Here is a 23,643-nt window from a genome sequence, read left to right as displayed (position 1 = left end):
CGCCCGAGCGGGGCGGAGCGTGACAGGCCGCGCCCGCGGTGTGCCCGCCGCCCGGGACGGTCGGCAGAATGTGGGCCGTGCACGACGTCATCGACCGCCCCGACCGCCGCACCAGCAGGTGGCTCGCCCGGGCCGCCACCGAGGTCTTCGCCCCGGCGCTGCTGGCCGCGCTGATGCCCGTCGTCGTGGGCCTGCACAGCGCGTCGCCCGTCGGGGTGGGCCTCGCCTGGGCCCTGGTCGGCTCCCTGTTCTGCTCGATCATCCCCAACAGCCTGATCTGGTGGGGCGTACGCCGGGGCCGGCTGACCGACCACCACATCAGGCGACGGGAGCAGCGCCGGCGGCCGCTGGCGTACGGGCTGCTGTCCGTGCTGGTGGGCCTTGCCGTGATGATCGGTTTCGGCGCCCCCCGCCCGGTCCTGGCGATGGTCGTCGTCATGTTCGCCCTCGGCCTCGCCGTGACCGTGGTCAACCTGGCGTGGAAGCTCAGCATCCACGCGGCCGTGGCGGCGGGCGCGGCGGCCGTGCTCGTGATCGAGTTCGGACCGGCGCTGCTCGCCTCGGCGCCCGTGGTGGCGCTGGTCGGCTGGTCGCGGGTGCGCCTGCGCGACCACACCGTCGGTCAGGTGGCCGCCGGCACCGTCGTGGGGACGCTCATCGCGGCCCCCACGTTCCTGCTGCTGCGGTGAACGGAGGCGGGAGCACGCCTTACGTCCGGCCGCGCCCCGTGGGCTTGTTGCGGGCCTCCAGCGCCGCGACCTGCTCCACGATGGCGCGCAGGCTCGCCCTGGGCGCCCCCGGTGGCATCCGGCGCGCCAGGACGGTGATCGTCTCCAGGTCGGGGTCGCCCTCGCCCTCCGCGGCCACCGTGTCGAAGAAGTAGCCCGGGGGCACCCGGAAGAAGTTGGCGAGCTGCTGGATCGCCGACCGGGTGGGATTGTCCCGTTCCCCGCTCAGCAGGTAGTTGACGTAGCTCGTCGAGAGCCCGGTGGCCCTGGCGACCTCGTCCGGCGTGAAGGGCTTGTCGCTGCCGGGCCGGCGATGCGTCTCGAACAGGTGCCGCAGCCGGTCGGCGAAGGACGTCGATCCGCTGGCCTTGCCGCCGTCGGCCATGACCACCCCTCCTGCTCCGACCCGGGAGCGCCCACCATAGTGGTTGGGCGCGGCAACGCCGCCACAATGGTTGCGGGCCGTGGCGGACCGTGCTTGACTGACCACGCCGACCACTGTTGTGGCAGTGACACCGTAGCGGACAACCATAGTGTGTGGCAGATCACCCGCCGGCATGTGTCGACTCCGCGCCGGCGCGTCGGCCGATGACCGCCAGGCGCGGCGCAGGGGGACGGAATCGGGGGATGCGCAAGCCGCTCAGGGCGCGCACCTCACCGCACGCCGAGAAGCAGCCGGCAGGGGGACCGCAGCCGGTACGGCCGCGCGCATCCGGGGGGCCGTCCCTCCGAGCGGCCTGGCGCCAGGTGGCCCCGGGCGCCCACGCCCGGGGCCACCGACCACAGGTGTCCACGGTGGCCGGTCGGCCGTCGGTGGTTGGAGGCGCGTCAGCCGGCTGACGCGCCGGAACCGGCCGCCCGTGGGCGGACCGGGGCGATCTCGGGGGCCGGCCCGGTGCTGTCGCGTCGCACCACCTCGGCGGGCAGCACCTCGACGCGGGGCGCCGCCGCCCCCGAATCGAGCGCGAGCGACATCGCGCGGGCCCCCATCTCGACCAGGGGCAGCCGGACGGTGGTCAGCGCCGGGGTGACGTCCCGGGCGATCGGCATGTCGTCGAAGCCGATCACGGACACCTGCCGGGGCACCGGAACCGACCGGGAGCGCAGCAGCGCCAGCGCGCCGATGGCCATCGAGTCGTTGAGCGCGACGATGGCGGTCAGCCCCGGGTCCGCGTCCAGCAGGGCGGCGGTGGCCGCGACGCCGCCGTCGCGGTCGAACTCGGCGTGGCGTACGCGGTGCTCGGGCAGGCTCAGCCCGTGCGCGGCGAGGGACTCCCGCAGCCCGGTGAGCCGGTCGGTGGTGGTGGTCAGCACCGCCGGCCCCGCCACCACCCCGATCTCCCGGTGCCCCAGTTCGTACAGCTCCGCGCCGATGAGCCGGCCGCCGGCGCGGTTGTCCGGCATCACGGCGTCGCCGGAATGCTCGTGCCGGCCGATGACCGCGACCCGCCCGCCGGTCGCCTCGTACGCGGCGAGCTTCTCGTTGAGCAGGCGGGTGAAGGTGGCGTCGTGGTAGCCCGAGCCGGCCAGGATGATGGCGGCGACCTGCTGGCCGCGCAGCAGCTCGACGTACTCCAGCTCGCGGTCGGGGTCGCGGTAGCTGTTGCAGATCGTCAGCAGCCGGCCCTGGTCGGTGGCGACCCGTTGCAGGCCCCGGGTGATCTCGGCGAAGTACGGGTCGGAGACGTCGTGCACGATGACGCCCACCGCCACGCGGTGCGAGCGGGCCAGCAGTTGGGCGTGCGCGTTGGGCACGTACTGCAACTCGGCGACGGCGCGCAGCACGCGCTCGCGGAGTTCCTCGGTGACGGGCTTGCTGCTGCCGTTGATCACCCGGGAGGCGGTCGCGGGCGAGACCCCCGCCCGTCGGGCCACGTCGGACAGGGTCGCCACAGCCGCCCCCTCGGTCGTTTCTCGACGGCCGTGCCCGGGTGCCGGCCAGCCGTCACCGTACCGCAGCGAAAGCCCTTGCCCGCCCCGGCGCCCCGGCGGCGGCGCCCGCCGCGTGACGGGGCCGCACGGGCCCTTGCCTGAGGCGGGAGGCGTTCCCTACGCTGCCAGGAAAGCGCTTGCCTGAGATGCGTCGTCGGGGACCTCCCGGCGGCGGAGCAGGCGTGGCACAGGTCGTCGCCCGCCGCTCGGCGGCGCCCGCGGAGGGAAGGAACACCATGACCCGCAGGTCGATAGGGATCATCGTCAACGGCGTCACCGGCCGGATGGGCTACCGGCAGCACCTGGTGCGCTCCCTGCTCGCCATCCGCGAGCAGGGCGGCGTGCCCCTGACCGACGGCACGTCCATCTGGCCCGAGCCCGTCCTGGTGGGGCGCAACGAGACCAGGCTCCGCGAGATCGCCGAGCGGCACGGCCTGACCGACTGGACCACCGACCTGAGCGCCGCGCTGGCCCGCGACGACGTCGAGATCTACTTCGACGCCCAGGTCACCCAGCAGCGGGAGAAGGCCATCCGCCGGGCGCTGGAGGCCGGCAAGCACGTCTACACCGAGAAGCCGCTGGCCGAGGACACCGAGGGCGCCCTCGACCTGGCCCGGGCGGCGCGCGCCGCCGGGGTGCGTACGGGGGTGGTGCAGGACAAGCTGTTCCTGCCCGGGCTGCGCAAGCTCAAGCGGCTCATCGACGGCGGCTTCTTCGGCCGGATCCTGTCGGTGCGCGGTGAGTTCGGCTACTGGGTGTTCGAGGGCGACTGGCAGCCGGCCCAGCGCCCGTCCTGGAACTACCGCGCCGAGGACGGCGGCGGCATCGTCGTGGACATGTTCCCGCACTGGCAGTACGTGCTGGAGGAGCTCTTCGGCCGGGTGCGCACGGTCAGCTGCGTCACCGCCACGCACGTGCCGCAGCGCGTCGACGAGGCGGGCCGCACCTACCCGGCGACCGCCGACGACGCCGCGTACGGCATCTTCGAGCTCGACGGCGGCGTGGTCGCGCAGCTCAACTCCTCGTGGTGCGTACGGGTGCACCGCGACGAGCTGGTCGAGTTCCAGGTCGACGGCACCGAGGGCAGCGCCGTGGCGGGGCTGCGCGACTGCCGGGTGCAGCACCGGGCGGTCACCCCGAAGCCGGTGTGGAACCCCGACCTGCCGGTCACCGAGCCCTTCCGGTCGCAGTGGACGGAGGTGCCGGACAACGAGGAGTTCGACAACGGCTTCAAGGTGCAGTGGGAGGCGTTCCTGCGGCACGTCGTGGCCGGCGAGCCGTTCCCGTGGGACTTCCTGGCCGGCGCGCGCGGCGTGCAGCTCGCGGAGCTGGGGCTGCGCTCGGCGCGCGAGGGCGCCCGGCTGGACATCCCGGAGCTGGACCTGTGAGCGCGAGGAACGAGCCGGGGTTGCGAGCCCCGCAGTCGCGAACGCGCGGCGGGCCGGTGCGCGCGGCCGACGTGGTGCTTCCCGGCGGGCGGCGGTACCGGCTGCGCGGCGGCGCCGGCTTTCCGCGCCCCGTGGGGCCGCCGACCAGCCGGATCGCGTACGCCGCCGCGCACGTGGTGGCCGATCCGACGGCCGAGAACGTCCCGGGCGCCCCGGCGGTGCTCGACTGGGAGCGCACCCTGGCCTTCCGGCACCACCTGTGGTCGTACGGCTTCGGGGTGGCCGAGGCGATGGACACCGCGCAGCGCGGCATGGGCCTGGACTACCCGGCCACCCGCGAGCTGATCCGGCGCAGCGCCGCCGAGGCCCGCGCGGTGGGCGGGCGGATCGTCGCCGGGGTGGGCACGGACCAGCTCCCGCCCGGTCCGGCAGGGCTGGCCGAGGTCGCCCGCGCCTACCGCGAGCAGCTCGACGACGTGCGGGCCGCCGGCGCCCGCCCGGTGCTCATGTGCAGCCGTCACCTGGCCGCCGCCGCCCGGGGCCCGGAGGACTACCTGCGGGTGTACGACGAGCTGCTGAGCGCCGCCGACGAGCCGGTGGTGCTGCACTGGCTCGGTCCGATGTTCGATCCGGCGCTGGCGGGCTACTGGGGCTCGACCGACCTCGACGCGGCCGCCGACGCCGTGGTCGAGCTGATCAAGGCCCACGACACCCGGGTGGACGGGATCAAGGTCTCCCTGCTGGACGCCGACCGCGAGGTGGCGTTGCGCCGCCGGCTGCCGGCCGGGGTGCGCCTCTACACGGGCGACGACTTCCACTACCCGGAGCTGATCCGGGGCGACGCGGGCGGACACTCCGACGCGCTGCTCGGGGTGTTCGCCGCCATCGCGCCGGCCGCCGCCGCGGCGCTCGCGGCGCTGGACCGGGGTGACCTGGCGTCGTACGACGCGATCTTCGCGCCGACGGTGCCCCTGGCCCGGCACGTCTTCGCGGCCCCCACCTGGCACTACAAGACGGGGATCGTCCTCCTGGCCTGGCTGGCCGGGCACCAGGACCACTTCACGATGGTCGGCGGGGCCCAGTCCGGGCGCTCGCCGGCGCACCTGGGCACCCTGCTCACCCTCGCCGACGCCGCCGGGCTGCTGCCCGACGCGGAACTGGCGGCGGCCCGCGCCCGGGCGCTGTTCGCCGTGGCGGGGGTGGACCAGTGAGCGCGAGGAGTGAGCCGGTCCTGCGAGCCCCGCAGTCGCGAACGGAGAGGGCCCAGTGAGCGCCGGTCCTGCGAGTCCCGCGGACGGAGGTGGCGCGGTGCGGCGAGGCGGCGCGGACGCCCTGCGGCGGTTCTCGTTCAACCAGGCCACGTCGCAGCACTGGCCGCTGCCCGAGGTGGTCGCCGGCTGCGTCGCCGCCCGCGTGCCGGGCATCGGGCTGTGGCGGGAGCCGGTCGCCGCGTACGGGCTGGCGCGCGCCGCGAAGCTGGTCCGCGACGCCGGCCTCGAGGTGACGTCCCTGTGCCGGGGCGGCTTCTTCACCGCCGACGGCTGGCGGGAGGAGAACCTGCGGGCCATCGAGGAGGCCGCCACCCTCGGCACCTCGGTCCTCGTGCTGGTCTCCGGCGGTCTGCCGGCGGGCAGCCGGGACGTCGACGGCGCCCGCCACCGGGTGGCCGACGCGATCGCCGAGCTGGCGCCGCACGCCGCCGCGGCGGGGGTGACGCTGGCGATCGAGCCGCTGCACCCGATGTTCTGCGCCGACCGCTGCGTGGTGTCCACCCTCGGCCAGGCGCTCGACATCGCCGAACGGTTCGACCCGGGCGTGGTCGGGGTCGTCGTCGACGCCTACCACGTGTGGTGGGACGACACCGTGTACGCGCAGATCGCCCGGGCCGGGGCGCGGATCGCCGCGTTCCAGGTGTGCGACTGGGTGACGCCGCTGCCCGAGGGGGTGCTGCTCGGCCGGGCCCTGCCCGGTGACGGCTGCATCGAGCTGCGCCGGCTGCGGGAGGCCGTCGACGCGGCCGGCTACTCCGGGCCGGTCGAGGTGGAGGTCTTCTCGGCCGAGGTGTGGGACCGGCCGGGTCGGGAGGTGCTGGACGCCTCGGTCGCGGGATACCTGCGCCACGTCGCCTGAGGACGCTCCCGGCCGGTCGGGCGGCCGGCCGGGATCCGGGCGGGGATGAGGGGGTGACCGACCGGCGGGTGCACCTCGGCGCCCTGGTCGGTGCCGCTGGACCTGACGGTCCTCGACGCCGCGCACCGGGTGCCCTGGGAGCTGCTGCGGGCCGACGCCCGGCTGGCCGGGGCGGAGGTGCTGCGGCAGCCGCAGGGCGCCAACCCGTCCTTCCCCACGGCGGCCGAGTCCGCCGCGCTGTGCGAACACCTGCCGCCGGGCTGACGACCCGGGGCGCCGTCTTCACGCCACCCGTCCGGCTCTCTATGATCGGTGAAAACTGTCGCCAGACAGCCGGTCGAGAGCCGGCAAAAACCTACAGGCGCGACCGTTGCGCCGGGAAGGGTGGGCATGGCGCTGTCCGCGACCGTCCTCGCCGAGCTGCGCGGCATCGTCGGCCCCTCGCACGTGCACGACGCGGCCGGTGACCTCGTGGCGTACGCGCGGGACGCGACGCCGCTGTTCTCCCACCGGCCGGACGTGGTGGTCTTCCCGGCCGACACCGCCGAGGTCTCCGCCGTGCTGGCGCTCGCCACCCGGCACCGGGTGCCCGTGGTGCCGCGCGGCGCCGGCTCCAACCTGTGCGCCGCGACCGTGCCGCTGCGCGGCGGGATCGTGCTGGTGCTGACCCGGCTCACGACCATCCTGGAGGTCAGCGCCGACGAGCTGCTGGCCCGGGTGCAACCGGGCGTGACCAGCGCCGCCCTGGCCGACGCCGCCGCCGCGCGGGGGCTGCTCTGGGCGCCCGACCCGGGCAGCCGCACCGTCGCCACCGTCGGCGGCACCATCGCCACCTGCGCGGGCGGGCTGCGCGGCCTGAAGTACGGCGTGACCCGCAACTACGTGCTGGGCCTGGAGGCGGTGCTGCCCACCGGCGAGGTGATCCGCACCGGCGGGCGGCTGTGGAAGGACGTCGCCGGCTACGACCTGACCCGGCTGCTCACCGGCTCCGAGGGCACCCTCGCCGTGATCACCGAGGCCACCGTGGCGCTGCTGCCCGCCCCGGCGTCGGCGAACACCGGGGTCGCGTACTTCCCGACGCTGGCCGACGCGGGGGAGGCCGTCGCCCGGGTGATCCGCGCCGGTGTGGTGCCGGCGACGCTGGAGTTCCTCGACCGGGCCTGCATCGCGGCCGTGGAGGACTTCGCCCACCTGGGGCTGCGTGCCGACGCCGGCGCGCTGCTGCTCTTCGGCGACGACGGCCCGCCCGACCTGGTCGCCGCCCACCTCGACCGGATCGGCGCGGCCTGCGTCGAGGCCGGCGCCGTGGAGGTCACCACGGCCCGCGAGGTCGCCCAGGCCGAGGCGCTGCTGGCCGCCCGCCGCTGCGCGCTGCCGGCGCTGTCGCGCCGGGGCGGGGTGACGATCCTGGAGGACGCGACCGTGCCTCGGCCGCGGATCGCCGAGATGGTCGACCGCATCGACGCCATCGCCGCCCGGCACGGCGTCGCCATCGCCACCTTCGGCCACGCCGGCGACGGCAACCTGCACCCCACCTGCGTGCTCGACTCGGCCGAGGACCATGAGGCGGTACGCCGGGCCGAGGCGGCCTTCGCCGACGTCTTCGCCGCCGCCATCGACCTCGGCGGCACCATCACCGGCGAGCACGGGGTGGGGGCGGCGAAGCTTCCGTTCCTCGCCGCCCGCCTCGGCGACGATCAGCTCGCCCTGCTGCGGCGGATCAAGACGGCCTTCGACCCGGCGGGCATCCTCAACCCCGGAAAGCTGGGATCATGACGGGCGACGTGTTCGACCCGGAGCAGCTGTCGCGCTGCATCTCCTGCGGGTTCTGCCTGCCGGCCTGCCCCACGTACGCGATGACCGGCGACGAGGCGTCCTCGCCGCGCGGCCGGATCACCCTGATGCGCGCCTTGCAGGACGGCTCCCTGCCCCCGGACGACGCCACCCTGGCCGAGCAGTCCTCGTTCTGCCTGGGCTGCCGGGCCTGCGAGCCGGTCTGCCCGGCGGGTGTCGAGTACGGCAGCCTGCTGGAGCAGTGGCGGGTGCACCAGTGGCGGGGCTGGCGGCGGCCGCCGGTGGCCCGGGCGCTGATGCTGCTCGTCGAGCAGCGCTGGCTGCTGCGGCTCTCGGGCCTCCTCCGCCGCGCCGCCGGGGGCCGGGCCGCCACCCCGACCCGGACCGCGTCGAACGCCCCGGTCCCGCCCGCGCCGGCCCCGACCGTGTCGGCCGCGCCGACTGCTGTCCCCAGTGACGCCACTCCGGGCGGCCGGGAGGCGCAGCTCATGCTGGGGTGTGTGGAGCGGGGGCTCTACCCGTCGGTGAGCCGGGCCGCGCACGCGCTCGCCCCCGAGCTGGCCGTCCCCACCGCGCAGGGCTGCTGCGGCGCGCTGCACGCGCACAACGGCGACCTGGCCGGCGGCGAGCGGCTGGCCGAGCGCCTCGGCGAGGACCTGCCCGGCACGATCGTCACCACTTCCGGCGGCTGCGCCGCGCACCTCGCCTCCGTGCTCGGCGCCGACCGGGTACGCGAGCTGTCCACCTGGCTCGCCGGCCGGCCCACCGGCACCGAACTGCGCGTCGACGGCCGGCGCGCCCGGGTGGCCCTCCAGGACTCCTGCCACCTGCGCAACGGCCTCGGCGTCTTCGCCGAACCCCGGGCGCTGCTGCGCCAGGTCGCCGACTACGTGGAGCTGCCCTCGGCGGCCATCTGCTGCGGGGCGGCCGGCACGTACTCGCTGCTGCGGCCGAAGGAGTCGCGGCGGATCCTGGACGCGAAGCTCGACGAGATCGAGGCCGCCGGGGTGGACCTCGTGGTGACGGTCAACCCCGGCTGCCTGCGTCAGTTGCGCACCGGGCTGCGCCGACGTCGGTCCGCCGTACGGGCCGTGCACCTCGCCGAGCTGCTCGCCCGCGTGCAGTCGCCGACGCCGCCCGCCTGAGCGGTCACGCCGGCCGGGGGCACCGCCTCACTCGGTGCGCATGCTGTCCGGGCGGGTCAGCCGCCACAGCGCCGGCAGACTGAGCCCGGTGACCAGCAGCACCACCGCCGCCCCGAGGCCGGTGGAGATGCCCAGGGCTGGCCAGGCGACGGTGACCGGCAGCTGCACCATCCGCAGCAGCACCGCGCCGAGGCCGAGACCGAACGCGACCGCCAGGGCGAGCCCGATCACCACCGGCACGGCGCTCTGCCACAGCACCGACCAGCTCAGCGTGGAGCGGCGGGTGCCCACCGCCACCAGCATCGCCAGCAGCCGGCGGCGCTCGCGCAGCTGCTCCAGCACGCCGACGAGCATGCTGGCCGCGATCAGCAGCAGGGTGACCACCGCGCCGACGTACAGGCCGCGCTGGACGTTGACGAACTGGTTGGCCTGCCGGGTCTCGGTCAGCGTCAGCACCGAGGCGTACGGGTCGGCCCCGAGGGCGGCGTTGCGGACGTGCTCCACCGCGTCCGGCTGGTCGGCGGCGAGGCGCAGGTACGCCTCGGCGCGCAGCGGCCCGAGCCGGGCGGCGTCGACCGCGCCGGGAGTGACCAGCACCCCGCCCTGCCGGTAGCCGGACGGATCGGCGCGCACCGGCGCCTCCCGCGCGGTGCGGGGAATTCGCCAGGTCACGCCCTCGGTGTCCGCGACCGCCACCGTGGCGCCCGGCCCCACGCCGGCCGGCTGACCCTCGGGATCACGCACCAGGAACACGTCGCCGTCGGCGCACCGGTCGAGCCGGGCGAACTCGGCCAGCGCCGCGCAGTCGCCGATCCGCAGCGTGCCGTACGCGTCGTCGGCCGTGATCGAGGTGATGAGGATGGCGGTGCTGGCGGTCACCCCGGGCACGTCGGCCAGCCGGTCCAGGGTCACCGGCGCGTCCGGCCGCCCGGAGAGCTGCACCTGCACCTGGGCCCGGGAGGTGTCCTGCCCGGTGTCGAAGGTGAACCGTCCGGCGACGCCGGCGAAGAGCATCTGCAACCCGATGGTGCCCGCCACGGCGACGGCGATGCCGTTGACCAGCCGCGCCGAGGCGGCGCTGTCGAGCTGGAGGCGGCGCACCGCGAGCTGCCACGCGACGGGGCCGCCGCGCAGCCGGCGTACCAGCAGGTCGGTGAGCCAGGGCAGCAGGGTGACCACGCCGACCAGCAGCAGCACGGCTCCGGCCGCCGTTTGCCGCTCGCTGCCCAGCGGCGCGACCCCGGCGGCGCCGGCCAGCAGCAGCCCGATCCCGGCGGCCGGCAGCAGCAGCCGCCACACCAGCCGGCGGCGCACCGGCGTGGCGCGCCGGGTCACCCCGAGCGGCTCGATCAGCACGGCGCGCATCGACACCAGCGTCACGACGACGGCGAGCGCCGGCACCGCCACCACGACGGCGGTGACCAGCGGCAGCGGCGGGCGCACGTCGGCGGCGTACACGCTCAGGTCCATGAGGGTGACCAGCGGCACCACCTGCCGGCCGAGCGCGAAGAGCAGGCCGCCGGCCGCGACCCCGAGCAGCGCGCCGGCGGCGGCCTCCCCGGCGGCGATCCGGCGGACCATCGCGGCGTCGGCGCCGACGAGCCGCAGCGCGGCCAGTCGCCGGTCGCGCCGCTCGCCGCCGAAGCGCACGGCGGCGGCGAGGAAGACCGCGATGGGCAGCAGCAGGACCACGAAGATGACGACCACCAGCACCATCAGCACCGGGTCGAAGGCCTCGCCGGGCAGTCCGCCGCCGAAGGCGTCCAGCCGGATCGCGTCGTCGGCCGTGAGGGTGCCGCTACCCAGGTAGTAGGCCAGCTCGCGCGGACCCGCCAGCCCGTCGTCGGCGATGACGCCGGTGACCGTGGCCCCGCCGAGGCGGGGGGCGAACAGCGCGCCGTCGGCGGAGTCGAGCAGGTCGCGCAGGGCGGGGGAGACCAGCACCTCGCCGGCGCGGGGCAGCGCCGCCACCCCCGGCGGGACCGGCGCGGCCGGTCCCTCGGGCCGCAGGACCCGGCCGCGCACCGGCCGCCCCCGGAACTCGGTGTCGGTCTGGCGGATCAGCAGGGTGTTCGCGGCGGCCGGGATCCGCTCGCCCATCCGCAGGTCGTCGCGGGCGTCGCCGCGTGCCTGCCGGGCGTCCAGCGCGCCGGGCACCGCGGCGGCGAGCAGCAGCATCGCCACCCCCACGCCGACGCCGACGGCGGTGAGCACCGCCCGCAGCCAGCCGTCCCGGCCGCCGGTGAAGGCCATCCGGGCGCCCATGACCAGGTCGGCCACGCGGTCGCGCAGCCGGGTCACGCCGCGACCTCCAGGTCCCGGGTGCGCCCGTCGCGGACCACGACCTCCCGATCGGAGTACGCGGCGACCCGCGCCTCGTGGGTCACCAGCACCACGGCCGCCCCGGTGTCCCGGGCGGCGGCGGTGAGCAGCCGCATGACCCGCTCGCCGTTGAGCGAGTCGAGGGCACCAGTCGGCTCGTCGGCGAAGACGACCCGTGGCCGGGTGACCAGCGCCCGGGCGACCGCCACCCGCTGCCCCTGCCCGCCGGAGACCTCGCCGGGCCGCTTGCCGGCCACCTCGGCGACCTCCAGGCGCTCCAGCCACTCGGCGGCCCGCCGCTCCGCCTCGCGGCGGCCGACCCGGGCCAGCCGCAGCGGCAGCGCGACGTTCTCCAGGCAGGTCAGCTCCGGCACGAGCTGACCGAACTGGAAGACGAAGCCGAACTCCTCCCGGCGCAGCGCGCTGCGTTCGGCGTCGCTGAGGGCGCCGAGGTCGCGGCCGGCGTAGCACACGCGGCCGGAGTCGGGCCGGGTGATGCCGGCGAGGCAGTGCAGCAGGGTGGACTTGCCGGAGCCCGACGAGCCCATCAGGGCCAGCACCTCGCCGGGGTGCACGCGCAGGCTGGCGCCGGCGAGCGCCCGGGTCGGCCCGAACGAGCGGTGCAGGTCCTCGGCGAGCAGCAGCGGGGCGCTCACGACCGCACCGTCGCGGCCAGCTCGTCGAGGCGGGCGGCGGTCAGCTCCAGCCAACGTAGGTCCGCCTCGAGGTGGAACAGGGCGTGGTCGCAGACCAGTTGCTCGGCGAGGTCGCCGTCGCGCTTGCGGCGGGTCAGCTCGCGCATCATCCGCAGGTGCTCGGAGCGCTGCACGTCGAGCACGTCGGCGGCCGGGCGGCCGGTCAGCAGGGCCAGCACCACCTTGGTGTAGAGGGTGCTCTGCAGGTACGGCTCGGGTTTCTCGGCCCGGGCCAGCCACTGCGCCACGTCCGTGACGCCGGCCTCGGTGATCGCGTACCGCTTGCGCTCCGGGCCCTCGCCCGGCTCGACCGCGTCCACCTCGACCAGGCCGCCGCGCAGCAGCCGGGAGAGGGTGGCGTAGACCTGCCCGTACGCGAGCGGGCGGGCGTGACCGAAGCGCTCGTCGTAGAGGCGTTTGATGTCGTAGCCGTGGCGGGGGGTGGCCTCCAGGAGGCCGAGGAAGGTCTGTCCGATCGACATGCGGGGGACTATACACACCGCGTATACCTCGCGTGTATACCGGTACAGTGCCCGCTCACCGTCTCTGCACCGGGAGGTCACCGTGTTCGCCCTGCCCCTGACCGAGGACGCCGAGCTGCGTCCCCTGGAGCCCTGGCGGGCCGGGGAGTTCCTCGCCCACCTCGACCGGGCCCGCGCGCACATCGCGCCCTGGGTGTCGCCCTCGTTCGTCGTCGGCGACCTCGACTCCGCCCGGGCCGTGCTCCAGGGCTACGCGGACCGGTGGGCACGCGACGCCGGCGGCATCTGGGGCATCTGGCGGCGGGGCGAGCTGGTCGGCGGGGTCATGTTCGTCGCGTTCGACACCGCATCGGGCGTCTGCGAGGCCGGCTGCTGGCTGGAGCCCGCGGGGGAGGGGCACGGTCTGGTCACCCGGGCGGTCGGCCGGATCGTCGACTGGGCGGTACGCGAGCGCGGCATCCACCGGGTCGAGTGGCGCACCAAGGCGGACAACGCCCGCAGCATCGCCACCGCCCGGCGGCTGGGCATGCGCCTCGACGGGACGCTGCGCGAGGTCTACCCGGGGCCGGCCGGGCGCATCGACATCGAGGTGTGGTCGGTGCTGGCCCCCGAGTGGCGCGGCGTCCGGCCGGACGCCGGCGGGCACCGCGCCGGATGAGCGGGGCACCCGGTCCGGCGCCGCCACGAGCGGCGTGTACGCGCCCGTGCGGCCGGACCGGGTGCCCAGGGAGGCGGCGTCCGATCAGGACAGCGACCGCAGGAACGGGCCGTGGCTGAGGCGGAACTCCCAGGCGTAGAACCGGTCCCAGTTGATCGACCAGGTCATCAGGCCCCGGAAGGCCGGGTTGGTGCCGCTGCGCGGGACGTACGGGCCGCAACCCTGCCCCTTCACCAGGCAGGTCACCGCGGCCTGCACCCCGGCGGGGGCGAGGTAGCCGTTGCCGGCGCTGGGGGAGGAGGGCGCGCCGAAGGCCACCTGGTCCTCGCGCAGCGCCGGGAAGAAGCGGTCCGGGTTGCCGGCGACGGGGAAGCCGGCGAGCAGCATGTCGGTCATCGCGACGTGGAAGTCCGCGCTGCCCATGGTGTGGTACTGGTTGTCGAGCCCCATGATCGGCCCGGAGTTGTAGTCCTGCACGTGCAGCACGGTGAGGTCGTTGCGCAGCGCGTGGATCACGGGCAGGTACGACCCAGCGCGCGGGTCCTGCCCGCCCCACGGGCCCGAGCCGTAGAACTGGTAGCCGAGCTGGACGAAGAACGTCTCCGGCGCCATGGTGAGCACGAAGCCCGCTCCGTACCGCTGCTTGAGGCTGCGGATCGCGGAGATCAGGTTGACGATCACCGGCGTGGTCGGGTTGCGGAAGTCGGTGTCGCCGGCGTCGAGGTAGAGCGAGTGCCCCTCGAAGTCGATGTCGAGCCCGTTGAGGCCGTACCGGTCGATGATGGCCGACACCGACCGGACGAAGGTGTCCCGGGCGGCGGTCGTGGTGAGCTGGACCTGGCCGTTCTGCCCGCCGATGGAGAGCAGCACCTTCTTGCCCTGCGCCTGCTTGGCGCGGATCGCCGCGACGAACTCGGCCTCGGTCTCGACGCCCGGGCACTCGCTGGGCGGGCAGAGCTGGAAGCGGATGTCGCCGGAGGTGACCGTGGTGGGCTCACCGAAGGCGAGGTTGACGATGTCCCAGTCGGCGGGCACGTCGGCCATCCGCAGGTAGCCCGAGCCGTTGGCGAAGCTGGCGTGCAGGTAGCCGATCAGCGCGTGCCGGGGCAGCCCGCCGGGCGGGGGAGTGGTGGGCGGCGGCGTCGTGGGCGGTGCGGTCGTCGGCGGTGCCGTGGTGGGTGGGGCGCTGGTCGGCGGCGCGGTGGTCGGCGGGCTGGTGGGCGTCCCGCCGGAGCACGGCGCGCCGTTGAGCGTGCAGTCGGTCGGGGTGCCGGCTCCCGTGGCGAGGAAGCCGAACGACACCGAGGCGCCGGGGGCCACGGTGCCGTTCCACGAGCGGTTGGTGAAGGTGTGCCGCTGGCCGGAGCTGCTCACGGTGGCGTCCCAGTAGGAGCCGAGCGTGGTGCCCGTGGGCAGGGTGAAGGCGACCTGCCAGCCGGTGATGGTGCCCGGGCCGCCGTTGGTGACGGTGTAGCGGCCCTCCCATCCGGTGCCCCAGTCGGCGGTCTTGACGAAGGTGGCGGTCGGGCCGGCGGCGCGGGCCGGCGCGGCCAGGGTCAGCGTGGTGGCCGTGACGGTAGCGAGGGCCGCGACGGCGGCCAGCAGCAGGTTTCGGGCAGGGCGACGCATCCGGACCTCCCGGTTACGAGGGCCGTCGGATCGACGGATGGACAATTATTAGGATTGTTAACTGTAATTGTCCAGGCATCCGCCCGGACTTCCACCGCGCCTCGACTGCCGCGTCGGCGCCCGGCCGCCGGTGCCCCGCCTTTCGGCCGTGCGGGCACCTAGCGGCGGCGGGGCTAGCCGAGCAGCGTCCGCGGCGCCGGAGCGGCGGCTCAGTGGCTGCCGGGTCGCCGGCGGCGTCTGGAACGGCGACCCGATGGAGCCCAGGGAGCGATCAATATCGCCGGGACCGGTGCCGCCACCACCTGACACCGAGGCGAACGACCTCCGCCACAACGAGGAGAACGACCGCCGTTACAAGGATGAGCGGGATCAGCGCGACCGCGCCCACTTCCTGCCATGGCATCCCGGCCCGCACAGCGGGGCATGTGAGGTTCACGAGCAGGAGCACCGCACAGAGGCCGCTCAGTAGGGGCAGGAGATAACTGCGGCGGCGGTAGCGGCAGCGGCCAGGGATCGAGGCGAGGGCGGGGTGCGCGCGGGAGGGGAGCGCGCGGCGGGCGGGGAAGACGTGGCCGTCTTCGCCCACCCGTCGGCGAACCCCTACGACGCCGTGGTTCGTGTGCGCCCAGACTGTGCCCGGAGCGCAGTCGAGTAGGTCAGCGACCTCCTGCACGGTCCAGCCCTGAACGTGCCGAAGGTAGGTTACGGTGCGTTGGCGGTGGGGCAGCTCGGCGATGGCGTCGATCACGTCCGCCGCGCCGGTTCGTGGCGCGGCGTCGGGCGGGCAGCGTATCCGTCGCGAGGGCCCCGGCTCGCGCCAGTTTCCGATCCGCGCGTCCAACTTGGACCGTCGGCGTGCGGAAATGTCGTACCCGGGGGTGACCATCCATCCATGGCTGTCCCCGCTCTCACCCCGCACACCGACCAGCCGCGCTCGGTGCCGCTGCGCGAGGCGCGCACCCGGCTCACCCAACTCGTCGCGCTGGCCGAGCTGACCGACACCGTCACCGTCGTCACCCGTGACGGCGACCCCCGACCCGTCGCCGCGATCGTCCCCGCGGCGGCCGCCCGCAGCGCCGCCCAGGCCCGCGCCGACACCGACCGCCTCGCCGCCGTCACGGCCGGTTGGGCCCGGCGCCTCGACGAGGCGCACCGGCGCAGCAGCCACCGGCACGCCGCCGAGCTGCGCGCGGTCACCGCCGCCCTCGCCGAGGTCTGGGCGGAGCTCGACCGCCGGGTCACGCCGGGCAGCGACCCCGGCCTCGCCCGGCTCCGCGCCGCGCACGCCGACCTCCTGGCCGCCGACCCCGCCGCCTGACCGGCCCGTGCCGTCCGAGGGGTCTGTGGTGGCGTTCCGCGTTCCACCCAGGGTCGTGCGGCGGTGCCGACCGCACGCGACCGCACGGGGCGGCGGTGTCAGCCGGCGGGATAGGCGTGGGTCTCCGCCGCCTTCACCGCGGCCCAGACCGGCTGCCCGGGCGCGAGGCGGAGCTGGGCGGCGGCGGCCGGCGTGACGTCCGCGGCCACCCCGATCGGCCCGTCGAGGCGCACCCGCAGGTTGTCGCCGTGCCGCTGCACGCCCGCCACCGTCGCCGCCCAGGTGTTGCGCGGGCTGCCCTCGGGGCGGGTGGGGTGCAGGGCCACCGCCGAGGGCCGGAAGGCGACGAAGGCCTCCCCGTCGAGCCGGTCGGCGACGGTGAGGACCAGCCCGTCGGCGACCTGCACCCGGTGCCCGTCGGCGTGGCCCCGGTGCAGGTTCAGCCCGACGAGCCGGGCCACGTAGTCGGTGCGCGGCCGCGCCGTGACGCTCGCGGCGTCCCCCTCCTGCACCACCCGCCCCTCCTCGACGACGACGAGCCGGTCGGCCAGCACCAGCGCGTCCAGCGGATCATGGGTGACCAGCAGCGTGGCCCCCGGGTGCGCGGCGAGGTGCCGGTGCAACTCCGCGCGGGTGTCCAGCCGGGTACGCGCGTCGAGCGCGGCGAGCGGCTCGTCCAGCAGCAGCAACGCCGGCTCGACGGCGAGGGCGCGGGCCAGCGCGACCCGCTGCGCCTGCCCGCCGGAGAGCTGCCGGGGACGACGGTCGGCGTGCGCGGCCAGGCCGACCCGAGCCAGCCAGTCGTGGGCGGTCCGGCGGGCGGCGCGCCGGTCTGCGCCGTGGCGCCGGGGCCCGAAGGCCACGTTCTCCAGCGCGCTGAGGTGCGGGAAGAGCAGGTAGTCCTGGAAGACCACGCCGATCGGGCGGCGCTCGGTCGGCATCCAGACGCGCCCCAGCGGCCGGTCCAGGTCGACTCCGCCGAGGGTGAGGTGCCCGGCGGTCAGCGGGAGCAGGCCGGCGAGCCCCCGCAGCGCGGTGGTCTTGCCTGCCCCGTTGGGGCCGAGCAGCGCGACCACCTCGCCGGCGGCGACGCGCAGCGGCACGTCGAGGCGGAAGGTGTCGCGCTGCACCACGAGGTGCGCGTCCAGCAGGGGCGCGCTCACGGGCTGGTGATCCAGCGGTCGCGCAGCCCGGCGAGGATGACCACCGAGACGGTGAGCAGGACGAGGCTGAGCACCACGGCGGCCTGCACGTCCGTCTCCAGCGCCAGGTAGACGGCCAGCGGCATGGTCTGCGTACGCCCCGGATAGTTGCCGGCGAAGGTGATGGTGGCGCCGAACTCACCCAGCGCCCGGGCCCAGCACAGCACCGCGCCGGCCGCCAGGCCGGGAGCCACCAGGGGCAGGGTGACGTGCGTGAACGTCGTCCAGCGGCCGGCGCCGAGGGTGGCCGCCGCCTCCTCGTACCGGCCGTCGGTGCCGCGCAGCGCGCCCTCCACGGCGATCACGAGGAACGGCATCGCCACGAACGCCTCCGCCAGCACCACGCCTGCGGTGGTGAACGGCAGGCTGATCCCGAAGGTCGCGTCCAGCCAGCCGCCGAGCAGGCCCCGCCGCCCGAAGACGAGCAGCAGCGCCACCCCGCCGACGACGGGCGGCAGCACCAGCGGCACGGTGACGAGGGCGCGTACCAGGCGTCGGCCGGGGAACTCCACGCGGGCCAGCAGCCAGGCCAGCGGCACCCCGAGCAGCAGGCAGAGCAGCGTGGCCAGGGTGGCGGTCAGCAGGGACAGCCGCAGCGCGGTGAGCACGCCCGGCGCGGCGAGCCGCTGCGGCAGGTCGGCCCACGGCGTACGGGCCAGCAGCCCGACCAGCGGCAGGACGAGGAAGACCAGGCCCAGCGCGGCCGGCAGCAGCAGCGCCACGGGCACCCCGGCACCCCGCCGCCGGACCCGCCCTGTGTGGGTACGCGTCACGGCGCCTGGAACCCCGCCCCGGCGAGCACCGCGCGACCCCGCTCCGAGCGGACGTACGCGACGAAGGCCCGCGCGCCGTCGGGGTTGGGCGCGCCGCGCAGCACCACGATCGGGTAGTCGTTGCCGGCGCGGGCGGACTCGGGGAACTCGACGGCCGTCACCTCGGCCGCGGCGGCCAGCGCGTCCGTACGGTAGACGAGCGCCGCGTCGACCTCGCCGAGCCGCAGCTTGGCCAACGCGCCCCGTACGTCCTGCTCCAGGGTGACCGGGGTGACGGCGACGGAGGCGGCGTCGAGCGCCGTGCGCGCCGCCGCGCCGCAGGGCACCTGCTCCGCGCAGAGCGCGACCTTCACGCCCGGCCGAGCCAGGTCGGCCAGCCCGGCGACGCCCCGGGGATTGCCCTTCGGCACGGCGACGACGAGCTGGTTGCGGGCGAAGACCGCCGGATCGCCGTCGGCGTTGCCCGCCCCGGTGACCGTGGCCATGTTGCGCGGCGCCGCCGAGGCGAACACGTCGGCCGGCGCGCCCTGGTTGATCTGCGCGGCCAGCGCCGCGCTGCCGGCGAAGTTGAACGCGACGGTGGCGCCGCCGGACGCCTCGAAGTCCCGGCCGAGCCGAGTGAACGACTCCGTCAGCGAGGCCGCGGCGAACACGGTCACCGTGCCGCCGGCGCGCGGGCCACCCGCCGATCCGCCGCCGGAGGCGTTCCCGCCGCCGCACCCGGCCGCGCCGGCGAGGACCACCGCCACCACCGCCGCCGCCGCCCGCTTCGCCCTCACGAGGCGTGCCTCCCCCGGGAGCCGCCGGGCGGCGAGAGCCGTTCCACCACCACGGTGGTCGACTTGATCACGGCGACGGCCAGCGATCCGACCCGCAGGTCCAGCTCGTCGACCGCCTCCCGGCTCATCAGCGACACGATCCGGAACGGGCCGGCCTGGATGTCGACCTGCGCCATCACGGTGTCCTTGACGACGTTGACGACGATGCCGCGCAGCCGGTTGCGGGCCGAGGAGGCGTCCGACCGGTCGTCCAGGTCGGCGGCCTGGCCGCGCGCGAACGCGGCGAGGTCGACCCCGTCGATCACCCGGTGGCCCTGTGCGTCGCGCCCGGCGGCGAGCCGCCCGGCGTCGACCCACCGGCGTACGGTGTCGGCGCTGACCCCGAGCAGCTCGGCGGCCTCCCCGATGCGGAACGTCGTCACCGGGCCACCCTACCGAACGGCAGATGCGGGGCGAGATGGCGGTTTTGCCTCGTGGCTGCTGCCGTCATCTGCCCGCGATCCTGGCAGACGCGTAGCAGACCGTTCCGGCGACACGACCGCCCGTGCGCATGCTGTCCCCACGGGACGGGATAGACCACAATGAAGGGCTCGCACCGGCAGACGGCGACGGGGAGGGCCGAGTTGGATCGGGACGACGAGACCAGCAGCACCCCACCGGCGCCCGCGGCGCCCGCCCGCGCCTCCCGGTCCCGGCAGCTGCGCCTGGCGGCCCTGCTGCTCCTGCTCGTGGTGGTCGTGGCGGCGACGGTACGGGTCATCGTGGCCACCGGGCCGCCCACCTGGGACGAGCTGCGCGAGCGGGCCGGGCTGACCAACCGGGACCGGCTCGTCATCGGGGTCAAGGACGACCAGCCGGGCGTGGCGCAGAAGCTGGAGAACGGTGCGTTCGAGGGCTTCGACATCGACATCGCGTACATGATCGCCGAGGACCTGGGCTTCGACGCCCCGGAGGTGACGCTGCTGTCGATCGAGAGCGAGGACCGGGCCCGTCGGCAGGCGCGCGACGCCGACGGCAGCTTCGTCACGGTCGACCTGGTGGTCGCCTCCTACAGCATCACCGAGCAGCGCCGCGACCAGGGCGTGACCTTCTCCTTCCCCTACCTGGAGACCGAACAGTCGGTGCTGACGCTCGCGTCGGATCCCCGACAGGTCGCCAGCCTGCGCGACCTCGAACGGGCGAAGGTCTGCACGCTGGGCACCTCCACCTCCGAACAGCGCCTTCGTGAGGCGGGCGCGAACCCGATCGGCCGCAACCGGATCAGCCAGTGCATCCAGGCGCTCTACGACGGCGAGGTCGACGCGGTCACCACCGACGCCGCCATCCTGGCCGGCTTCGTGGGCCCGCGCCCGCCGGGCGAGCTGCCGCCGGCGACGAAGCTGCTGCGGCCCAAGGAGCTGCGGCACTGGGACATCGGCGCGGAGTCGGCGGAGAAGTGGGGCGTCAACACCGGCCCCGTCCCCGAGATGCGCGACCTGGTCAACCTGTCCCTCCAACAGTCGGCGAAGGGCCCCGACGGCGACCGGTGGAAGGCGGCATTCGACCGGTACCTGGCCTCGGAGCAGCAGTACAGCAACCCGCAGCAGGTGGCGGTCGGCCGGCAGCCGGAGCCCGAGGAGACGGTGGAGGTGCGGCAGTGGCCGTGGGAGAGATGGGCCCTGCCGTCTCCGGGTCGGCCGCGATCGGGCGTGCCGAGCGCCGCCCGGGCACCAAGCAGGCGCAACAGGCGCAGCAGTGGCTGCTGACGCTGCTGCCCGCGTTCCCGGTGCTGCTGCTGGTGCTGCGGCTCTGGCGGCTCAGCCGGCAGGACATGCCGACGATGCTGCTGCTGGTGCAGTACGTCAGCCCGCTCGGGCTGCTCAGCGCCCTGCTGATCGCGCTGGTGTGGGCGTTCCCGCTCGTCGTACTGGTGCTGGCCGTCCTCGGCCGGTTGCTCCAGGTCAGCGCGCCTGACCGGTTCGACCCGGAGCGCTCGCTGCTGGCCTACGGCACCGTGCGTACGCCCGGTTGGGTGCTGGTGGCGGCGATCGTGCTGGCGGCGCTCACCTGGCAGCTGCGTTTCCTGCCGTTGCTGCTGATGCTGGCCCTCTGGTTGCTGGCGCTGCGGACCCGGCTGCGCCACCCGGACCGCCCCCGCCGGATCCTCGCCACCGCCCTGGTGCTGCCGGTCGTGGCGGCGGCCGCGAGCTACGCCTGGCTGGCGCCCGCCGTGCCGAGGGCGGCCGGCGAGGGCGAGCTGGCCACGGCCCTGCTGCTGGTCGTGCCGCCGCTGGGGGCCGTGGTGCTCACCGGCCCGGTGCCGCGCCCGGTCGCCCCGGCGCTGACCCGCGTCCTCGCCTACGCGGTGGCGGCGGTGGTGCCACTGGTGACGGGCGTGGTCTTCCTGCGGGTGCCGCTGCTGCCCGCCGTCGCCGTTGAGGTCGGCCCGGAGGCCGGGCCCGTCCGGGAGGTGGTACGCGGCGAGGCGGTCACCGTGACCGACCGGATGACGATCGTGCTCGACAGGCGGGGCGAGGTGCGCTTCCTGCCCAACGACCACGTACGCGGGCAACTGCTCTGCCCCGACCCGGGGCGGATCCCGGTCAGCCGGGTGGACGTCTACGGCTGGCACGTGGAGGAGACGGCGCTGGACTGGATGATCCCCCGGCAGGCGGTGGGCCGGCCGGACCCGCGCTGCCTGGGCCGGCTGCCGGCTGCGGATCCCGCCGGGTCGTCCGCGCCGCCGTCCCCCGGGCCCGCCCTGCCGGCCTCGCCGCCGCCGCGCGCCCGCTGACGGCCGAGCTGGTGTGGGCGACGGTCGGCCTGACCGGTGAGCCCCACCGGCGCCGGGCGGGCGGCACGGGTCCGCGCCGGTGGCGGCCGGTTCGGCGGCCACCCGGCGAGAAGGGCGGTCAGCCCCGGCGCGCGGTGCGGCCCTTGAGGTGGCGGCCCAACTCCCGGGCGATCTCCCGCTCGGCGTCCCGCTCGGCGAGCGCCTGCCGCTTGTCGTACGACCTGCGGCCCTTGGCCAGGGCCAGCTCGACCTTCGCCCAGCCGCCCGAGAAGTACATCGACAGGGGCACCAGGGTCAGGCCACCCTCGCGGGTCCGCTCCAGGATGCGGGCGATCTCCACCCGGCGCAGCAGCAGCTTGCGGGTGCGCCGGGGCGCGTGGTTCGTCCAGCTGCCGAAGCCGTACTCGGCGATGTGCAGCCCGTAGAGCATCAGCTCGCCGTCGCGTTCCTGGGCGAACGCGTCGACCAGCGACGCCCGGCCCTCGCGCAGCGACTTGACCTCCGTGCCGGCCAGCACGATGCCCGCCTCGTAGGTCTTGAGGATCGTGTAGTCGTGCCGTGCCTTCTTGTTGGAGGCGATCAGCCTGCGCTCGGTCTGCCGGGCCGCGTTCACCCGGTCGAGGATATCGCCCCGCGGCCGGTGCCTCCCCGCGCCGCCGCCGCTTGCGGCGGGCGTGCGGTGCGCGGCCCGATCCTCCCGCGCCCCGCCGCTCCCGGCGGCCATGCGTGCACGGTCCGTCCCCTCCCGCGTCACCGCCGCAGGAGGGCTGTCGCGGCCGAATCCCGATGGCGCCGGCCGGGCCCGGTGGGGGAGACTCCGCCAATGGATCATCGGGCGATGGTGCGGCTGAGCAAGCGGATGTCCCTGGCGCTGCGGCACGAGCCCGCCCGCTTCGGCCTCGCGCCCGACCGGGCGGGCTGGGTGCCGGTCGACGACCTGCTCGCCGCGCTGCGGATCGACCGCGTCGACCTGGACGACGTGGTGGCCGGCAACGACAAGCAGCGCTTCGCCGTGGAACGCGGTGCCGACGGCGCCGAGCGGATCCGCGCCAACCAGGGGCACTCGATCCCGGTCGACCTGGGCCTGACGCCCAGCGCGCCGCCGGCGCGGCTCTACCACGGCACCAGCCGCGTCGCGCTCGACTCGATCCGCGCCACCGGCCTGCACCGGGCCGGCCGGCACCACGTGCACCTGTCGCCGGACGTGGCGACGGCCCGGCGGGTCGGTGCCCGCCGGGCGGGCGAGCTGGTGGTGCTGACCGTGGACGCGGCGGCGATGGCCCGCGACGGGCACGCCTTCTACCGCAGCGTCAACGGCGTCTGGCTCACCGACGCGGTGCCCGCCCGCTACCTGGCGGAGTGAGCGGCCCGGCTCAGCCGGCGCGTCGGGCGAGGAACTCGGCGAGCACCCTCGTGTGGGTGGAGAAGGCCAGCTCCGTCGGCTCGGTGAGCACCAGCCACTCGGTGGCCTCCTCGGTCGGCGCCGACGGGGGCAGCGCCTCGGCCGGCCGCTCGGGCAGCTCGCCGAAGACCATCATCGTGCCGCCGGCCGGGGCGCCGTACACCGAGAGCAGCCGGGCGTCGGCGGCGTCGGCGCGCAGGCCCGTCTCCTCCCACAGCTCCCGCACCAGCGCCTCCTGCCACTCCTCGCCGTACTCGACGAAGCCGCCCGGCAGCGCGAGCTGGCCGCGCGCCGGCTCGATGTCGCGGCGTACGACGACCACGCCGAGGCCCCGGGCCGTGCGGACCGGCAGCACCGCCACCGCGACGGGCAGCGGGTTGCGCCAGACCGTCTCGCCGCAGACCGCGCAGACCCGCGGCCACCCGGTCGTCGCCGGGTAGGCGGCGCCGCAGAAGGAGCAGTGGGAGTATGCCGCGGCGGTCATGCCGCAGCA

At 75.6% G+C, this 23,643-nt stretch carries 25 protein-coding genes; 12 read left to right on the top strand and 13 right to left on the bottom strand.

The genetic code is table 11. From position 1 onward, the window contains the following. Positions 1 to 77: 77 nt before the first annotated feature. Positions 78 to 689, top strand: coding sequence for a phosphatase PAP2 family protein (locus CLT72_RS08630; protein WP_101415042.1), 612 nt, complete (start codon positions 78 to 80; stop codon positions 687 to 689). A 19-nt stretch (positions 690 to 708) separates the two neighbouring features. Here the strand turns inward: CLT72_RS08630 and CLT72_RS08625 are convergent, their stop codons facing one another. Next, positions 709 to 1,113, bottom strand: coding sequence for a helix-turn-helix domain-containing protein (locus tag CLT72_RS08625; RefSeq protein ID WP_101410635.1), 405 nt, complete (start codon positions 1,111 to 1,113; stop codon positions 709 to 711). A 443-nt stretch (positions 1,114 to 1,556) separates the two neighbouring features. Next, entirely contained in the window at positions 1,557 to 2,621 is a 1,065-nt protein-coding gene (locus tag CLT72_RS08620; RefSeq protein ID WP_101410633.1) for a LacI family DNA-binding transcriptional regulator, read from the bottom strand. Positions 2,622 to 2,896: 275 nt separating this feature from the next. Between CLT72_RS08620 and CLT72_RS08615 the strand changes: the two genes are divergently transcribed. From CLT72_RS08615 to CLT72_RS08595, 6 genes are all read left to right on the top strand, one after another. Next, positions 2,897 to 4,048 carry a Gfo/Idh/MocA family protein gene (locus CLT72_RS08615; RefSeq protein ID WP_101410631.1) on the top strand — a complete coding sequence of 384 codons (1,152 nt, stop codon included), beginning with the start codon at positions 2,897 to 2,899 and terminating at the stop codon, positions 4,046 to 4,048. Positions 4,049 to 4,104: 56 nt separating this feature from the next. Next, positions 4,105 to 5,259, top strand: coding sequence for a dihydrodipicolinate synthase family protein (locus tag CLT72_RS08610; RefSeq protein ID WP_101410629.1), 1,155 nt, complete (start codon positions 4,105 to 4,107; stop codon positions 5,257 to 5,259). A 97-nt stretch (positions 5,260 to 5,356) separates the two neighbouring features. Then, positions 5,357 to 6,178 carry a sugar phosphate isomerase/epimerase family protein gene (locus CLT72_RS08605; protein ID WP_250100906.1) on the top strand — a complete coding sequence of 274 codons (822 nt, stop codon included), beginning with the start codon at positions 5,357 to 5,359 and terminating at the stop codon, positions 6,176 to 6,178. A 90-nt stretch (positions 6,179 to 6,268) separates the two neighbouring features. Continuing rightward, entirely contained in the window at positions 6,269 to 6,442 is a 174-nt protein-coding gene (locus CLT72_RS31845) for a hypothetical protein (RefSeq protein ID WP_158241995.1), read from the top strand. 126 nt (positions 6,443 to 6,568) lie between these two features. Beyond that, a complete protein-coding gene (locus CLT72_RS08600; RefSeq protein ID WP_101410627.1) occupies positions 6,569 to 7,954 on the top strand; it encodes an FAD-linked oxidase C-terminal domain-containing protein in 1,386 nt (461 codons plus the stop codon). Next, the gene (locus tag CLT72_RS08595) at positions 7,951 to 9,117 is read left to right on the top strand and encodes a (Fe-S)-binding protein (protein ID WP_101410625.1); all 1,167 of its coding nucleotides are present in this window, start codon (positions 7,951 to 7,953) and stop codon (positions 9,115 to 9,117) included. Before CLT72_RS08600 ends, CLT72_RS08595 begins: the two co-directional genes overlap by 4 nt. 27 nt (positions 9,118 to 9,144) lie before the next feature. On the opposite strand, the gene CLT72_RS08590 is transcribed toward CLT72_RS08595, so the two are convergent. The 3 genes from CLT72_RS08590 to CLT72_RS08580 are packed head-to-tail and all read right to left on the bottom strand — an operon-like array spanning position 9,145 to position 12,616. Then, entirely contained in the window at positions 9,145 to 11,418 is a 2,274-nt protein-coding gene (locus CLT72_RS08590) for an ABC transporter permease (RefSeq protein ID WP_199184523.1), read from the bottom strand. Beyond that, positions 11,415 to 12,095, bottom strand: coding sequence for an ABC transporter ATP-binding protein (locus CLT72_RS08585; protein ID WP_088999886.1), 681 nt, complete (start codon positions 12,093 to 12,095; stop codon positions 11,415 to 11,417). Before CLT72_RS08585 ends, CLT72_RS08590 begins: the two co-directional genes overlap by 4 nt. Then, entirely contained in the window at positions 12,092 to 12,616 is a 525-nt protein-coding gene (locus tag CLT72_RS08580; protein WP_088999887.1) for a PadR family transcriptional regulator, read from the bottom strand. The genes CLT72_RS08585 and CLT72_RS08580 overlap by 4 nt, the downstream gene beginning before the upstream one ends. A gap of 82 nt (positions 12,617 to 12,698) precedes the next feature. On the opposite strand from CLT72_RS08580, the gene CLT72_RS08575 reads away from it, so the two are divergent. Continuing rightward, positions 12,699 to 13,274, top strand: a complete 576-nt coding sequence (locus CLT72_RS08575; protein ID WP_101410623.1) for a GNAT family N-acetyltransferase — start codon at positions 12,699 to 12,701, stop codon at positions 13,272 to 13,274. An 84-nt stretch (positions 13,275 to 13,358) separates the two neighbouring features. Here the strand turns inward: CLT72_RS08575 and CLT72_RS08570 are convergent, their stop codons facing one another. Both CLT72_RS08570 and CLT72_RS08565 read right to left on the bottom strand, forming a co-directional pair. Continuing rightward, a complete protein-coding gene (locus tag CLT72_RS08570; protein WP_101415039.1) occupies positions 13,359 to 14,882 on the bottom strand; it encodes a cellulose binding domain-containing protein in 1,524 nt (507 codons plus the stop codon). Positions 14,883 to 15,174: 292 nt separating this feature from the next. Further along, positions 15,175 to 15,789, bottom strand: a complete 615-nt coding sequence (locus tag CLT72_RS08565; RefSeq protein WP_101410621.1) for a sigma factor-like helix-turn-helix DNA-binding protein — start codon at positions 15,787 to 15,789, stop codon at positions 15,175 to 15,177. 6 nt (positions 15,790 to 15,795) lie between these two features. Between CLT72_RS08565 and CLT72_RS08560 the strand changes: the two genes are divergently transcribed. Next, complete coding sequence (locus CLT72_RS08560) at positions 15,796 to 16,221, top strand: hypothetical protein (RefSeq protein WP_088999889.1); 426 nt, start codon at positions 15,796 to 15,798, stop codon at positions 16,219 to 16,221. Between the two features lie 98 nt (positions 16,222 to 16,319). Here the strand turns inward: CLT72_RS08560 and CLT72_RS08555 are convergent, their stop codons facing one another. From CLT72_RS08555 to CLT72_RS08540, 4 genes are read right to left on the bottom strand one after another with little or no spacing between them, the layout of a single operon-like run. Further along, positions 16,320 to 17,384, bottom strand: a complete 1,065-nt coding sequence (locus CLT72_RS08555) for an ABC transporter ATP-binding protein (RefSeq protein WP_101410619.1) — start codon at positions 17,382 to 17,384, stop codon at positions 16,320 to 16,322. Beyond that, entirely contained in the window at positions 17,381 to 18,196 is an 816-nt protein-coding gene (locus tag CLT72_RS08550) for an ABC transporter permease (RefSeq protein WP_101410617.1), read from the bottom strand. Before CLT72_RS08550 ends, CLT72_RS08555 begins: the two co-directional genes overlap by 4 nt. After that, a complete protein-coding gene (gene modA / locus CLT72_RS08545) occupies positions 18,193 to 18,975 on the bottom strand; it encodes a molybdate ABC transporter substrate-binding protein (protein ID WP_101410615.1) in 783 nt (260 codons plus the stop codon). Before modA ends, CLT72_RS08550 begins: the two co-directional genes overlap by 4 nt. Continuing rightward, positions 18,972 to 19,397 carry a TOBE domain-containing protein gene (locus CLT72_RS08540; RefSeq protein ID WP_101410613.1) on the bottom strand — a complete coding sequence of 142 codons (426 nt, stop codon included), beginning with the start codon at positions 19,395 to 19,397 and terminating at the stop codon, positions 18,972 to 18,974. Before CLT72_RS08540 ends, modA begins: the two co-directional genes overlap by 4 nt. A gap of 201 nt (positions 19,398 to 19,598) precedes the next feature. On the opposite strand from CLT72_RS08540, the gene CLT72_RS08535 reads away from it, so the two are divergent. Both CLT72_RS08535 and CLT72_RS08530 read left to right on the top strand, forming a co-directional pair. Then, positions 19,599 to 20,720 (top strand): transporter substrate-binding domain-containing protein, encoded by a 1,122-nt coding sequence (locus tag CLT72_RS08535; RefSeq protein ID WP_250100896.1) that lies wholly within the window; start codon positions 19,599 to 19,601, stop codon positions 20,718 to 20,720. Further along, positions 20,627 to 21,748 carry a hypothetical protein gene (locus tag CLT72_RS08530; protein WP_101410609.1) on the top strand — a complete coding sequence of 374 codons (1,122 nt, stop codon included), beginning with the start codon at positions 20,627 to 20,629 and terminating at the stop codon, positions 21,746 to 21,748. The genes CLT72_RS08535 and CLT72_RS08530 overlap by 94 nt, the downstream gene beginning before the upstream one ends. A 118-nt stretch (positions 21,749 to 21,866) precedes the next feature. Here CLT72_RS08530 and smpB read toward each other — a convergent pair whose 3' ends face one another. Next, on the bottom strand, positions 21,867 to 22,361 hold the full coding sequence (gene smpB / locus CLT72_RS08525) for an SsrA-binding protein SmpB (protein WP_250100895.1): 495 nt from the start codon (positions 22,359 to 22,361) through the stop codon (positions 21,867 to 21,869). A gap of 210 nt (positions 22,362 to 22,571) precedes the next feature. Here smpB and CLT72_RS08520 point away from each other — a divergent pair, with 210 nt between their 5' ends. Further along, entirely contained in the window at positions 22,572 to 23,111 is a 540-nt protein-coding gene (locus CLT72_RS08520) for an RNA 2'-phosphotransferase (RefSeq protein ID WP_101410605.1), read from the top strand. Between the two features lie 10 nt (positions 23,112 to 23,121). Here CLT72_RS08520 and CLT72_RS08515 read toward each other — a convergent pair whose 3' ends face one another. Continuing rightward, positions 23,122 to 23,634, bottom strand: coding sequence for an NUDIX domain-containing protein (locus CLT72_RS08515; protein ID WP_101410603.1), 513 nt, complete (start codon positions 23,632 to 23,634; stop codon positions 23,122 to 23,124). Positions 23,635 to 23,643 lie beyond the last annotated feature (9 nt).

It is taken from the genome of Micromonospora sp. CNZ309 (assembly GCF_002846525.1).
Note: the sequence above shows the minus strand (reverse complement) of the source record. Positions and strands in the feature narration are given on the sequence as shown.

Coding starts and splice junctions, on each gene's coding strand:
- CLT72_RS08625 (WP_101410635.1), bottom strand. CDS start 1,113: ATGGCCGACGGCGGCAAGGCCAGCGGATCGACGTCCTTCGCCGACCGG.
- CLT72_RS08615 (WP_101410631.1), top strand. CDS start 2,897: ATGACCCGCAGGTCGATAGGGATCATCGTCAACGGCGTCACCGGCCGG.
- CLT72_RS08600 (WP_101410627.1), top strand. CDS start 6,569: ATGGCGCTGTCCGCGACCGTCCTCGCCGAGCTGCGCGGCATCGTCGGC.
- CLT72_RS08595 (WP_101410625.1), top strand. CDS start 7,951: ATGACGGGCGACGTGTTCGACCCGGAGCAGCTGTCGCGCTGCATCTCC.
- CLT72_RS08580 (WP_088999887.1), bottom strand. CDS start 12,616: ATGTCGATCGGACAGACCTTCCTCGGCCTCCTGGAGGCCACCCCCCGC.
- CLT72_RS08565 (WP_101410621.1), bottom strand. CDS start 15,789: ATGGTCACCCCCGGGTACGACATTTCCGCACGCCGACGGTCCAAGTTG.
- CLT72_RS08560 (WP_088999889.1), top strand. CDS start 15,796: ATGGCTGTCCCCGCTCTCACCCCGCACACCGACCAGCCGCGCTCGGTG.
- CLT72_RS08530 (WP_101410609.1), top strand. CDS start 20,627: ATGGGCCCTGCCGTCTCCGGGTCGGCCGCGATCGGGCGTGCCGAGCGC.
- CLT72_RS08520 (WP_101410605.1), top strand. CDS start 22,572: ATGGATCATCGGGCGATGGTGCGGCTGAGCAAGCGGATGTCCCTGGCG.
- CLT72_RS08515 (WP_101410603.1), bottom strand. CDS start 23,634: ATGACCGCCGCGGCATACTCCCACTGCTCCTTCTGCGGCGCCGCCTAC.